This is a genomic window from Pseudomonas macauensis, assembly GCF_047902425.1.
In the GTDB taxonomy this organism is placed as follows: Bacteria; Pseudomonadota; Gammaproteobacteria; order Pseudomonadales; family Pseudomonadaceae; genus Pseudomonas.
This window is the reverse complement of the sequence record NZ_CP138377.1, coordinates 1098564-1112380: the sequence shown is the minus strand read 5'-3', so window position 1 is coordinate 1112380 and position 13817 is coordinate 1098564. Positions and strand designations below refer to the sequence as shown.

The 13817-nt window shown below is 64.7% G+C and carries 11 protein-coding genes; 6 read left to right on the top strand and 5 right to left on the bottom strand.

All coding sequences use genetic code 11. The features are described from left to right. The first annotated feature begins 130 nt into the window (after positions 1-130). From SD196_RS05180 to SD196_RS05160, 5 genes are all read left to right on the top strand, one after another. Complete coding sequence (locus SD196_RS05180; protein WP_416311115.1) at positions 131-1630, top strand: RNA polymerase factor sigma-54; 1500 nt, start codon at positions 131-133, stop codon at positions 1628-1630. A gap of 78 nt (positions 1631-1708) precedes the next feature. Beyond that, a complete protein-coding gene (gene hpf / locus SD196_RS05175) occupies positions 1709-2017 on the top strand; it encodes a ribosome hibernation-promoting factor, HPF/YfiA family (protein ID WP_017518151.1) in 309 nt (102 codons plus the stop codon). A gap of 9 nt (positions 2018-2026) precedes the next feature. After that, complete coding sequence (gene ptsN, locus SD196_RS05170) at positions 2027-2491, top strand: PTS IIA-like nitrogen regulatory protein PtsN (protein WP_275610350.1); 465 nt, start codon at positions 2027-2029, stop codon at positions 2489-2491. A 2-nt stretch (positions 2492-2493) separates the two neighbouring features. Then, positions 2494-3351 (top strand): RNase adapter RapZ, encoded by an 858-nt coding sequence (rapZ, locus tag SD196_RS05165; protein ID WP_275610349.1) that lies wholly within the window; start codon positions 2494-2496, stop codon positions 3349-3351. A 32-nt stretch (positions 3352-3383) separates the two neighbouring features. Then, a complete protein-coding gene (locus tag SD196_RS05160; protein ID WP_275610348.1) occupies positions 3384-3656 on the top strand; it encodes an HPr family phosphocarrier protein in 273 nt (90 codons plus the stop codon). 68 nt (positions 3657-3724) lie between these two features. Here the strand turns inward: SD196_RS05160 and pmbA are convergent, their stop codons facing one another. Next, positions 3725-5074 (bottom strand): metalloprotease PmbA, encoded by a 1350-nt coding sequence (pmbA, locus tag SD196_RS05155; RefSeq protein WP_331318064.1) that lies wholly within the window; start codon positions 5072-5074, stop codon positions 3725-3727. A gap of 121 nt (positions 5075-5195) precedes the next feature. Between pmbA and yjgA the strand changes: the two genes are divergently transcribed. Then, positions 5196-5720, top strand: a complete 525-nt coding sequence (gene yjgA, locus SD196_RS05150; protein ID WP_275610346.1) for a ribosome biogenesis factor YjgA — start codon at positions 5196-5198, stop codon at positions 5718-5720. A gap of 40 nt (positions 5721-5760) precedes the next feature. Here the strand turns inward: yjgA and tldD are convergent, their stop codons facing one another. From tldD to rng, 4 genes are all read right to left on the bottom strand, one after another. Next, positions 5761-7203 (bottom strand): metalloprotease TldD, encoded by a 1443-nt coding sequence (gene tldD, locus SD196_RS05145; RefSeq protein WP_416311114.1) that lies wholly within the window; start codon positions 7201-7203, stop codon positions 5761-5763. A gap of 2 nt (positions 7204-7205) precedes the next feature. Beyond that, positions 7206-8054 (bottom strand): carbon-nitrogen hydrolase family protein, encoded by an 849-nt coding sequence (locus tag SD196_RS05140; protein ID WP_343574774.1) that lies wholly within the window; start codon positions 8052-8054, stop codon positions 7206-7208. 320 nt (positions 8055-8374) lie between these two features. Next, entirely contained in the window at positions 8375-12190 is a 3816-nt protein-coding gene (locus SD196_RS05135; RefSeq protein ID WP_416311716.1) for a YhdP family protein, read from the bottom strand. A gap of 149 nt (positions 12191-12339) precedes the next feature. Continuing rightward, positions 12340-13797: a ribonuclease G gene (gene rng / locus SD196_RS05130; protein WP_275610342.1), complete on the bottom strand. Its 1458-nt coding sequence runs from the start codon at positions 13795-13797 to the stop codon at positions 12340-12342. Positions 13798-13817 lie beyond the last annotated feature (20 nt).

Genomic DNA, 13817 nt, shown 5'->3' with positions numbered 1-13817 from the left:
GAAAGGTCGACAGACCCTAGGCAAAGCGTCCAGACTCAGGCATATAATTTGCTTCCTCGCGGCGCCCCGGCGTCCGTAGTCGTGGATATGGCGCTTGCTGCGCCAGCGAACAAGGTGCCTAGTTCCAGCCATGAAACCATCGCTCGTCCTCAAGATGGGCCAGCAGCTGACGATGACTCCGCAGCTGCAACAGGCCATCCGACTGCTCCAGCTCTCCACGCTGGACCTGCAGCAGGAAATCCAGGAAGCCCTGGAGTCCAACCCCATGCTGGAGCGCCAGGAAGACGGCGAGGACTACGACAACAGCGACCCCATGGCCGATGGCGCCGAGTCCGCCCCCACCGCCAGCAGCAACACCCAGGACAACTATCAGGAAAGCACCACGCCCACTGCCGACAGCCTCGACGAGGACCAGTGGGCCGAGCGCATTCCCAGCGAGCTGCCGGTCGATACCGCCTGGGAAGACATCTACCAGACCAGCGCCAGCAGCCTGCCCGCCAGCGACGATGAGGAGTGGGACTTCACCGCCCGCACCTCCGCCGGTGAAAGCCTGCAGAGCCACCTGCTCTGGCAGCTCAACCTGGCCCCGATGTCCGACACCGACCGCCTGATCGGCCTGAGCATCATCGACGGCATCAACAACGACGGTTACCTCGAAGAATCCCTCGACGACATCCTCGCCTCCATCGATCCCGAACTGGGCGTGGAGATGGACGAAGTGGAAGTCGTCCTGCGCCGCGTGCAGCAGATGGAGCCCGCCGGCGTTGGCGCGCGCAACCTGCGCGAATGCCTGCTGCTGCAGCTGCGCCAGATGCCGGCCAACACCTACCTGCTGAACGAAGCCCAGAAGCTGGTCTCCGACCACCTCGACCTGCTCGGCAGCCGCGACTACAGCCAGCTGATGCGGCGCATGAAGCTCAAGGAAGACGAGCTGCGCGAAACCATCGAGCTGATCCAGTCGCTGCACCCGCGTCCCGGCTCGCAGATCGAGTCCGGCGAGGCCGAGTACGTGGTGCCGGATGTCATCGTCCGGAAGCATAACGAACGCTGGCTGGTGGAACTGAACCAGGAAGCGGTGCCGCGCCTGCGGGTCAATTCGCAGTACGCAGGCCTGGTGCGCCGCGCCGACTCCAGCGCCGACAACACCTTCATGCGCAACCAGCTGCAGGAAGCGCGCTGGTTCATCAAGAGCCTGCAGAGCCGCAACGAGACGCTGATGAAGGTGGCGACCCAGATCGTCGAGCACCAGCGTGGTTTCCTCGAATACGGCGAGGAAGCGATGAAGCCGCTGGTCCTGCACGACATCGCCGAAGCCGTGGGCATGCACGAGTCGACCATCTCGCGCGTCACCACGCAGAAATTCATGCACACCCCGCGTGGCATCTTCGAGCTGAAGTACTTCTTCTCCAGCCACGTCAGCACCTCCGAGGGCGGCGAATGCTCGTCCACCGCCATCCGCGCGATCATCAAGAAACTGGTCGCGGCGGAAAGTCCGAAAAAGCCATTGAGCGACAGCAAGATCGCTGGTTTACTGGAGGCACAGGGCATTCAAGTGGCACGTCGCACCGTCGCCAAGTACCGGGAGTCCTTAGGGATTGCTCCCTCCAGCGAACGCAAGCGACTGGTATGACGTTGATCCACGCCAAAGTGTTCCGGCGGCAGGCCACCTAACCTGCCACTTACACACGGGCAATAAGGAGAAAGCGGTATGCAAGTCAACATCAGTGGACATCAACTGGATGTGACCGACGCCCTGCGCGACTATGTCGGCGAAAAACTCGGACGACTGGAGCGCCACTTCGACAAGATCACCAATGTTCAGGTCATCATGGAGGTCGAGAAGCTAAAGCAGAAAATCGAAGCCACCCTGCACATCGCAGGTGGCGAAGTAGTGGCCTGTGCCGAACATGAAGACATGTATGCGGCCATCGACCTGCTCACTGACAAGCTCGACCGCCAACTGATCAAGCACAAGGAAAAATACCTCGAACGCCAGCAGGGAGTTGGTGTTCGTTAACCCCTCCCTATGATTCGACTTGAGCAAATCCTGACCCCCGGCCGTTCCCTGGTGAACGTGCCGGGCGGCAGCAAAAAACGCGTCCTTGAACAAATCGCAAACCTGGTAGCTCGCGAGCTGCCAGGTTTCGACGCGCAAGACATCTTTGAAAATCTGGTGGCCCGGGAACGCCTGGGCTCCACTGGTTTCGGCAATGGCATCGCCATTCCGCATTGCCGCCTTCCTGGCTGCAAGTCCCCCATCAGCGCCATCCTGCACCTGGACCATCCGGTTGACTTCGATGCCCTCGACGGCGCGCCGGTCGACCTAGTGTTCGTCCTGCTGGTGCCCGAAGCCGCCACCGAAGAGCACCTGGAACTGCTCCGCCAGATCGCTTCTATGCTCGACCGTTCCGACGTCCGTGACCGCCTGCGCCACGCCGCCAACGGCGAGGAGCTGTACCGGATCGTCGTGGACTTCCAGAACGGCCACTGATCATGCGCCTGATCATCATCAGCGGACGTTCCGGCTCGGGTAAGAGCACCGCGCTCAACGTGCTCGAAGACAACGGTTTCTACTGCATCGATAACCTGCCCGCCAGCCTGCTCCCGGACCTTGCACAACGCGCACTGCTGCACACCGAACTGCTTCACCCGCAGGTAGCCGTCTCCATCGACGCACGCAACCTGCCCAGCCAGCTGCAGCGCTTCCCCGAACTGCTGCAGGAGGCTCGCGACAAGCACATCCAGTGCGATGTGCTGTACCTCGATGCCGATGATGAAACCCTGCTCAAACGCTTCTCCGAGACGCGCCGCCGGCACCCCCTGACCACCGACAGCCGCTCGCTGGCCGAAGCCATCGCCGACGAGGCCCATCTGTTGGCGCCGATTGCCGACCTGGCCGACCTCAAGCTCAACACCACACATCTGAACCTCTATCAGCTGCGCGACGTGCTCAAGCTGCGCCTGCTGAACAAGCCAGAACTGGGCACCGCCTTCCTGGTCGAATCCTTCGGCTTCAAGCGCGGCATGCCGGTGGACGCCGACCTGGTGTTCGACGTGCGCTGCCTGCCCAACCCCTACTGGAAACCCGAACTGCGCGAGCACACCGGGCTTGATGCGGATGTTCAGGAGTACCTGGCCGCGCAACCCGACGTCGAGGAGATGTATCAGGACATCCTCGGCTACCTGAACAAATGGCTGCCGCGCTTCGCCGCGAGTAACCGGGCCTATGTCACCATTGCCATCGGCTGTACCGGTGGCCAGCACCGCTCGACCTACCTGGCCGAGCGCATTGGCAAGGCCCTCAAGGAAACCCTCACCAACGTGCAGATTCGCCACCGCGACCTGAGCTAGTAGCAACACACAACAAAGGACAGCCCCTCGCGATGCCCGCCCTTGAAATCACCATCATCAACAAGCTTGGTCTGCACGCCCGTGCGGCGGCCAAATTCGTCGGCGTCGCGGGACGATACCCCTGCCAGATTCGCGTGGGGCGCAACCCGGAAAGCACCGTCGACGGCAAGAGCATCATGGCAGTGATGATGCTGGCCGCCGGCAAGGGCACCAACCTGCACATTGCCGCGGAAGGCGAGCAGGAAAATGAGGCGTTGGGCGCACTGGCCGAGTTGATCAACAACTACTTCGACGAAGGCGAGTAAGCGCCAGGAGCGGCTCTACACGAATGAAAAAGCCCGCCAGATGGCGGGCTTTTTCATGGGCAGCAATATCAGTTGCCGGCGACGGTCATGCGCTCAACCAGCACCGAGCCGGTGTGCAGGTTGCCGCGGAACTCCACGTCATTGCCAATGGCCACGATATTGCGGAACAGATCGCGCAGGTTCGCCGCAATGGTGACTTCCTGCACCGGGAACTGGATTTCGCCATTCTCCACCCAATAACCGCCCGCACCACGGGAATAGTCGCCGGTCACCAGGTTCACGCCCTGCCCCATCAGCTCCGTCACCAACAGGCCGCGGCCCATGCGACGGATCAGCGCCGCCTGGTCCTCGTCACCATGGCTGACGAACAGGTTGTGCACACCGCCGGCGTTCGCAGTGCTGGGCATTCCCAGCTTGCGGCCGGAATAGGTGCCGAGGATGTAGGAAACCAGATCGCCACCTTCGACGAAGGGTTTGGCATAAGTGGCCAGACCATCGTTATCGAATGATGCACTGCCCAGCGCTCCGGCCAGCAGCGGGCGCTCATCAAGGGTCAGCCACTCGGGGAACAGACGCTGCCCCAGGGTGCCTTCGAGGAACGACGACTTGCGGTACAGGCTGCCGCCGGAAATCGCCGACAGGAAGTGACCGAACAGCCCCACCGCGACCTCCGGCGCGAACAGCACCGGAACCTCGGCGGTAGCCACCGGCCGCGCGCCCAGGCGACTGGCGGCACGCTCCGCAGCACGACGACCGATCGACTCGGAACTCGCCAGCAGATCACCACGGCGGTTGACGTCATACCAGTAGTCCCGCTGCATCTGCCCCTGGCCTTCGGCGATCATCACGCAGCTCAGGCTGTGCCGGGTGCTGGCGTAGCCGCCGACGAAGCCGTGGCTGTTGCCGTAAACGCGGCAGCCCTGGTGAGTGTTCACCGTGGTGCCATCGGCCTTGGTCACCCGCGCATCCGCGGCGAAGGCCGCCGCTTCGCAGGCCAGCGCGCGCTCCACCGCCTGATCCGGGGTGATCGACCAGGCGTGGTACAGGTCCAGGTCCGGCAGATTCCGGGCCATCAGCGCCGGATCGGCGAGCCCGGCGCAATCGTCCTCGGAAGCGTGCTTGGCGATGGCCAGCGCCGCCGCCACGGTTTCGCGAATGGCGTCAGCGCCGGTGGCCGAGGTGCTGGCCGAACCTTTGCGCTGGCCGACGTACAGGGTGATACCGAATCCCTGGTCGCGGTTGAACTCGACGGTCTCCACCTCGCCCTGGCGTACCGAAGTGGACAATCCCTGCTCCACCGAAACCGCCACCTCGCAGGCGCTGGCGCCCTGCCGGGAAGCCTCGGCGATGATCCGCTCGACCTGCTCGCGCAGTTCGGGAAGGACGTCCGGGCTGACCGCCGGGTTGTGTTCGCTCATTACGTGCCTCTCCTGTTCATGTACCGGCCGCTACGCTCTCTTGGGCTTCGGCGACCTGCTCGGGCCGGACAAGCGGCCCTCGACTCGTTATCATGGCGGCGTTTTCAACGAGACCCCCGCCATGGCTGAAATTCACGATGACGACTCCCTCTTCGAAGAGAAGAGCAAGTCGCAAGTCAAACGCGAGCTGCACGCCCTGCAGGACCTCGGCGAGCGCCTGACGACGCTCAAGCCGGACCTGCTGGACCGCATGCCGCTGACCGATCCGCTGCGCCGCGCACTGGACGAAGCACCCAAGCACAAGGCCAACGCCGCCAAGAAGCGCCACCGGCAGTTCATCGGCAAACTGATGCGCGATCAGGACATCGACGCCATCGTTGCCCTGCTGGAACAGGTAGACAGCTCCACCCGCCAGTACAACGAACGCTTCCACGCCCTGGAGCGCTGGCGCGACCGCCTCATCAGCGGTGGCGACGACGCACTCGCCGCGTTCTTCGGCGAATACCCGGAAAGCGACCGGCAGCACCTGCTGCAGCTGATCCGCCACGCCCAGCATGAGGCCGCTCACAACAAGCCTCCGGCGGCGGCGCGGAAGATCTTCAAGTACATCCGCGAGCTGGACGAACTCAAACGCGGCCTGCGCTGAGCGGCCGCGTCCTTCGTCTCCAGCCCTGCCCGCAACGGCCTCAGGCGCCCGTGCCGCCGACGGTGATGGCGTCGATCTTCAGGGTCGGCTGACCGACACCGACCGGCACGGACTGGCCGTCCTTACCGCAGGTGCCCACGCCGCTGTCCAGCGCCAGGTCATTGCCGACCATGGACACCCGGCTCATCACTTCCGGACCGTTGCCGATCAGGGTCGCGCCCTTCACCGGGCGGGTGATCTTGCCGTTCTCGATCAGGTAAGCCTCGCTGGTGGCGAAGACGAACTTGCCACTGGTGATGTCCACCTGGCCGCCACCTAGGTTGGCGCAGTAGATGCCGCGCTCGACGCTGGCGATGATCTCTTCCGGCTCGCTCTGCCCGGCCAGCATGTAGGTGTTGGTCATGCGCGGCATCGGCAGGTGCGCATAGGACTCGCGGCGACCGTTGCCGGTGCGCGCCACGCCCATCAGGCGGGCATTGAGCTTGTCCTGCATGTAGCCCTTGAGGATGCCGTTCTCGATCAGCACGTTGCAGTTCGTCGGCGTGCCTTCGTCGTCCACCGACAGCGAACCACGACGGCCGGCCAGGGTGCCATCGTCGACGATGGTGCACAGGCTGGAAGCGACCTGCTCACCGATGCGGCCGCTGTAGGCCGAACTGCCCTTGCGGTTGAAGTCGCCTTCCAGGCCGTGGCCCACCGCTTCGTGCAGCAGCACGCCGGACCAGCCGGCGCCCATCACCACCGGCAGGCTGCCGGCCGGCGCGGGAACGGCTTCCAGGTTGACCAGTGCCTGGCGCAGCGCCTCGCGGGCGTAGCTCATGGCGCGGTCTTCCTGCAGGAAGTAGCGATAGTCGGTACGACCGCCGCCACCGTGGCCGCCACGCTCGCGGCGACCGTTCTGCTCGACGATGACGCTGACGTTGAAGCGCACCAGCGGACGGATATCCGCCGCCAGCGAGCCATCCGTCGCGGCGACCAATACCTGATCCCAGACACCAGCGAGGCTCACGGTGACCTGCTGGATGCGCGGGTCGAGGGCGCGGGTCGTGGCATCGATCTTCTGCAACAACTCCACCTTTTCAGCGCGGCTGAGCACGTCCAGTGGGTTCTCGCCGGCATACAGGCGTTGCGGCACCACGGCGTTGAACGCCTGCACCTTGCCATTCTGTCCGGCGCGGGAAATCGAGCGCGCCGCCTGGGCAGCCTGGATCAGCGCCTCATGGGTGATGGCGTTGCTGTAGGCAAAGCCGGTCTTCTCGCCGGACTGCGCACGCACGCCGACGCCCTGGTCCATGTGGAAACTGCCTTCCTTGACGATGCCGTCTTCGAGCATCCAGGACTCGGACACCTGGCTCTGGAAGTACAGGTCGGCCGCATCGATACCCGGGCCGCTGAGTTCATGCAGCACCGGCGACAACCGCTCGATGTCCAGACCACCAGGGGCCAGCAGGTGCTGGCTGACGGATGACAACAGTTCGCTCATATCTACTCCGTACGCGCCGGTCGCGGTTCGACCGGCGGGAAAAATCGTCTGTGCCGGGCAATCGGCATACGCTGCCGGACCGCCGCCTGTTCCTCGCTGTCCCGCTCGGCCAGCAGCACGGCCTCGCCCTTGGCCTGTTCAGCCAGGATACGCCCCCAGGGATCGACAATCGCCGATTGCCCCCAGGTTTCCCGACCTTTGGGATGTGTGCCACCCTGCCCGGCCGCCAGCAGGTAGCACTGGGTCTCGATGGCGCGGGCGCGGACCAGCACTTCCCAGTGCGCTGCTCCGGTCACCGCGGTGAAGGCCGCCGGTGCGCTGATCAGTTCCGCGCCGGCCTCGCGCAGTGCGGTGTAGAGCTCGGGGAAGCGCAGGTCGTAGCAGACCGTCAGCCCCAGGCGCCCGACCGGTGTGTCGGCCACCACCACGCGCTGGCCGAAGGCGTAGTCATCCGACTCACGATAGCGGCCACGGGCGTCGGCGACATCCACGTCGAACAGGTGCAGCTTGTCGTAGCGCGCCGCCACCTCGCCCTGATCGTCGATCAGCAGCGAACAGGCGTTGGCCTTGGCCTCCGGTTGGCCAGCAGGCGGTAGTGGCAGGGTTCCGCCGACTATCCACAACCTGAGGTCACGGGCGGTGCTTTTCAACCAGGGCAGGATCGGCCCGTACCCTTGCGCCTCGGCACGGCCGAGATCAGCAAGATCGCGACGGCCCATGGCGGCAAAGTTTTCCGGCAGGACGGCAAGGCGCGCGCCACCACGGGCAGCCTGTTCCAGCAAGCGACGGGCGGCGGCGAGATTGGCCAGGACATCGTCCTGGCTGACCATCTGGATGACTGCGATGGACATATCAGGGCCTGCTCCCATTTCGACGAGAACCGCGTTGCTGCGTCAAATCACGCCAGGATAGGCGTGGGACGCAGGAAATGGTCATTCCCTTTTCAAGTCCCGCAACGACGCATGGCGTGATTTGCCGCGCAACCCGAAGGGACGGACCGCATTTTGCGCAGTGCCGCGTTACTCGTCGCTCATTTGGAATCACCAAACCACCCTCCTCGTGCCTTGCCCTGCGCAAAATGCGGCTCCGGCGCGGTCGCGTCGAAACGGGAGCAGGCCCTGGGCTCCGGCTGAGTCCTGGGTTCATGCTAACCGAACACCGGACACTCTGCTCAATGGGGTTTTTCGAAGGGCTTCTCGAAGGTGATGGCGGGGCTCTGCCACGGCCCTCTCACGCTGTACTGCACGCTGGCGAAGCGAGATACCTTGTCGCCCAGCAGCTTGTCCACCACGAACAGCGCGCCGCCCACGGCGGGAGCACCGACGATCAGGGCCGCCAGTGGCAAGTTGTTGGTCACCGGCAAGGTCACCAGCAGCTTGGCGTCGATCTGGTCATGGGCCAGGTCCAGCGTCCCGTTCAGCTCCAGGTTGCTCGACGGACCGTCCAGGCGTAGCGGCTCGCGGGTGAAGTAGACGCCATCGGTGGCCGTGAGCACGCCCTTCACCCGGTCATAGCTCAACCCCTTGCCCAGCAGGTCGGAGAAGTCCAGGCGCAAGCGGCGGTTGATGGCGTTGAAGTTGAGCAGGCCGAATACGCGCAGGGCGTTGGCGCCGCCTTCCACTTCGACGAACTGGCCCTTGCGCAGGCTGGCATCGATACTGCCGCCAAAGCGCCGCAAGTTCAGCGCTGCCGGCGATCCCGGCCAGTTGCCGTTGATGTCGACGCGAAAGCGCTCGCTGGTGACGCTGGGCGCGAAATCCCAGGCCTTGAGCACATCGGCAAGGTTCTTGCCGTCCAGGCGCCCGTTGAAGCTGCTGCGCGACGAACCAGCCATGCCGTCCCAGCGCAAGGTGCCCTTGAGCTCCAGGCCTCGCAGGTCGAGCGCCACATTGTTGAAGCTGGTGCCGGTGGGGGTCGGTCGCAGGTTGAAGCTCCAGGCGCCGACTGGCTTGCCGGCCTTGCTGACCTGACGGATCGACACATCCATCGCCGGCAGCGTACGCGGGTCGATGTTGGCCATGGAATCGGGCGCTTCCACCGCGCCAGGCGAGTCGATGGCTTCGCCCTTGGGCAGATCGATACGATCGAGCTGGACCTGGATCGGCCGGCTGCCGCCATCGGGCAAGATGATCTTGCCAGACACCAACGAGCTGACCAGGCCCAGCTGCCAGCTGCTATCGACCCGCGCGAGGTCGACACCAAGATTGTCCAGGCTCTGGCCAAAGCCCTTGAAGCGTCCGATCTGCAGATCGGCGCCGCGCAGCAAGCCGGATGCGCCTTCGACGCCGCTGTTGGCGTACTTCTTGAAGACCGCCTGCCAGGCATCGGCATCCACTTCATCGATGCGGCCGCGCACTTGCACGCCACTCCAATTCGGCAGCACCGCCGGATCGCCGCCCAGGCGCAATACGCCTCGCCCTGCGAGCGGATTGTCCGCCGGCGCGGCATAGGCCAGGCTGGCGCGGTCGCCATAGGTTGCCCAGTAACGCCGCTCGGCGCCGTCGAGGGTCATGCGCCATTCGCTGTCACGGGCCTCGCTGGCCGTCTTGCCCAACGGCGCCGGAAGATCGATGGTCACCCCCTGCAGGTTGGAGGCGACCTGCAGTTGACTGTCCTTGCCCGCCAACAGGAGATTGAGCTGGAACGGCACGCGGCCGTCGACTGGCAGCTGCTTCTGCACCTTGCCCCAGTCCAGCAGCGCCTTCATCGGCATCTGCCCACCCACCAACACCCGGGTGCGCGGATCGCCACTGCGTCCTTCAGCACGGATGCTACCGGTAATCCGGGTCCCCAGGGCCTGGGCCGCGACGTTCTGCGCACTCAGGCCGCTGTCGGTGTCGTAGCGGAACTTGCCCTTGAGCTGCTCGAGATTGAGCTCGGGCTTGGCGATCTTCAGCCGCGCGGAGTCAGTGGCGAAGTCGACAATGACCCGCGCCTGCCGGGCCTGTTCCTTGGCCAGCGGGATATCCAGCTTGAGGTGGCCTGCCAGCTTGCCGTCGCCGCTCCACCCCTCGAAGGTGTGCTGAGCACCGATGGGCGAATCCTGGAGGATTTTCAGGCCGTCTCCGAGGCTGCTGTCGATATCGCCGTCGACGTGCAGATGGGAAACCTCGCCGCTCGGCACGTGGGGAATCTCCACCGACACATCGCGAACCTGACTTTGCAGTATCTGGCCGGAGCGCGCGGTAATGCTCACACCGCTGTCCTCGACCCGCACCTCGCCTTCGGCCTTGCTCAGCCCCGGCCAGCCCGGCTGGTAGTCGAGCACGCCGTCGTGGACCTTGAAATACAGGCTCATCGCGTGCGCCTCGGGCGCCGCGCCCTTCTGCAGCGAGCCCTGCCAGAGGAAGTAGCCCTGCTCGATACGCCCGCTCTTGATCGAACCCTTGAGCCAGGCGGCAAGGTCCTTGCTCATCTGCGGAATGACGGTGGGCAGGTACTTGCTGGTGAAACGCGCATCGCCGTTACTCATGCCGACGCGCAGGTCCATGTAGTCTTCCAGTGTCGGATCGCGCATCAGGCGGATCAGCATGTCACCGGCAAGAGTGCCCTCCTCGCCTTCGACCTGCATCAGGTGGCTACCGAGGGTGAAAGCCTCGTCGTTCAACTGGAAGAACAGCCGCGCGTGGGCGGTGCGGTAATGCCAGGGTTCAGGGAACAGGGTCGCCAGGTGCAGCATGAAGTCCTGGGCATTGGCATCCAGCGTGCCGCCGCCAAGGTTGCCGCTGAAGGTACCGTCGACGTTGTCCACTGCGGGCACGTCATGGAAGGCACTGACGCCGACCTTCTCCAGGTTGGCGGCGTAGGCGACGCGTTCGGCGCCGGCGCGCTGCGGCCAGTAGTCGAAATTGACGTTGTGCAGCACGCCGTGCGGTTTCAGGCCCTGCAACCAGGCGATGGCAGCGTCCGGTAATGGCGCCAGGGCAGTGATCATCGGGCCCAGCGGGGTCAGATCGAGGCGATCGGCCTGTAGCTGCCAGTGCTCCTCGTCCTTCATCCGCCGCGTCAGCGACAGCTCCACCTCACCCCAGCGGGTATCACCCAGGTTGGCTGCCAGGTCGGCAACGCGCAGGTCGAAGTCCTCGCCATTGCGCTGGTAATACAGGCTCACGCCCAGGTCGCTCACACTGACCGGTTTCTGTTCGCCCAGCGCAGCCTTGATCGACGGCGCGTTGAGGCGCGCTACACCCGATACCGGTACACCCTTTTCGAGGCTGGCCCAGAACTCGCCGCCAGCCTTGAGCTCGGAGAGCCTCCAGGCACCGGTCAGGCGCTCGGGCAACCACTTCGACCAATCCGTCTGCGGCAGGCTCAGGTAGGCCTGCGCCGAGCTCTGCCGCCAGTCGTCGCGATTCAGGCGGGCGTCCAGCCGAGCCGCGACCGGCTCACCGCCCGGCAACGTGAACCGCACATCGAGATGCTGACGGCTGCCGCTGTGAAGCGTCATGCCGACATAACTCAGCGAGAGGGGCTCCGCGCCCTGCGGCAGCACGGTCAGTTGGCTGTCCATCAGCGACAGGCGGCGCGGCGCCAGCAGGAGGTCGACCAGCTGGCGCGGATCGCTGTCACCGTGGCTGGGCAGCCCGTCGGCATGCCACTGGCCCTGCTCGTCTTCCCGCAGGGTGAGCTGCAGGCCTTCCAGCTCCAGGCTGTCGATGCGCGGCTGGCGCGCCATCAGGCTGCCGAACAGGTCCGGTGTCAGGTGCACGCGCTCCAGGCGCAGCGCATCGTTGCCAGCGCCCAGCTGGATATCGCGGACCACGATGATCGGACCGAAGTCCTGCCAGTGACCTTCGAGCCCGCCGATGGTCACCGGCAGGCCGAGCTGGGCACTGGCCTTCTGCGCCAGCTCGTCACGGTACTCGGCCACCAGCGGCACCAGTTGGCGCCCCAGGCTGACGTACAGTGCAAGCAGCACCAGCCCCAGGGCCAGCAGCCCCAGGAGCACGCGCAGCGACGCGGCGAACAGGCGCCCCATGTCAGGCAGGCGCTCGTGGCAGAAGGTAAACGGTCATCGTGCTGGCTCCCAGCCATGCAGTAGCGAACCCCGTCTGACAGTGTGCGTCAGAGAAAGCTCCGCAACCGCCCGTTCCAGAGCGGCATTCCATGTAAAGCCAAGACATTGGGACCTGCCTCTCAAAGCAGGACAACGTCGTACTGTTCCTGGGAATACATGGCCTCGACCTGGAACTTGATGGTGCGGCCGATGAAGACTTCCAGATCGGCAACGTTGCCCGACTCCTCGTCGAGCAGGCGATCGACCACCTTCTGGTTAGCCAGCACCAGGTAAGAATCGGCCTGATAGGCGCGGGCCTCGCGGAGGATTTCGCGGAAGATCTCGTAGCAGATGGTCTCGGCGGTCTTCAGCATGCCGCGCCCCTGACAGCTCGGGCAGGGCTCGCAGAGCACCTGCACCAGGCTTTCGCGGGTGCGCTTGCGGGTCATCTGCACCAGGCCCAGCTCGGTGATGCCAATGATGTTGGTCTTGGCATGGTCACGTTCGAGCTGCTTCTCCAGGGTCCGCAGGACCTGGCGGCGGTGCTCCTCGTCTTCCATGTCGATGAAGTCGATGATGATGATCCCGCCCAGGTTGCGCAGGCGCAGCTGGCGGGCGATGGCGGTGGCGGCCTCGAGGTTGGTCTTGAAGATGGTTTCTTCGAGGTTGCGATGGCCGACGAAGGCGCCGGTGTTCACGTCGATGGTGGTCATCGCCTCGGTCGGGTCGATGATCAGGTAGCCGCCGGACTTGAGCAGAACCTTGCGCTCCAGCGCCTTCTGCACCTCATCCTCGACCCCGTACAGGTCGAAGATCGGCCGCTCGCCGGGATAATGCTCCAGGCGATCGGCGATTTCCGGCATCAATTCTTCGACGAACTGCGTGATTTTCTGGAAGTTCTCCCTGGAATCGACGCGGATCTTCTCGATGCGCGGATTGACCAGGTCGCGCAGGGTGCGCAAGGCCAGGGACAGGTCCTCGTAGATCAGCGTCGGCGCGCCGACGGTCTGGATCTGTGCGGCAATCTGGTCCCACAGGCGGCGCAGATAGCGGATATCGGCGAGGATCTCGTCCTCCCCGGCCCCCTCGGCGGCGGTGCGCAGGATGAAACCGCCCTGTTCGACGATGCCTTCGGCCGCAACGCACTTGGCCACCACCTGCTTGAGACGCTCGCGCTCGACTTCGTCTTCGATCTTCAGGGAAATGCCGACGTGGCTGGTGCGCGGCATGTAGACCAGGTAGCGCGACGGAATCGACAGATGGGTGGTCAGGCGCGCGCCCTTGGTGCCGATGGGGTCCTTGGTGACCTGCACCACCAGGCTCTGGCCTTCGTGCACCAGGGCGCTGATGCTCTCCACGGCGCTGCCTTCGCGGGTGGATATCTCCGCCGCGTGAATGAAGGCCGCGCGCTCGAGGCCGATGTCTACGAAGGCCGCCTGCATGCCCGGCAGCACGCGCACGACCTTGCCCTTGTAGATGTTGCCGACGATCCCGCGGCGCAGCGTGCGCTCGACGTGGACCTCCTGCAGGACGCCGTTCTCCACCACCGCCACGCGCGATTCCATCGGCGTGATATTGATCAGGATCTCTTCGCTCATGCGCCCTTCCTTATCGCGCC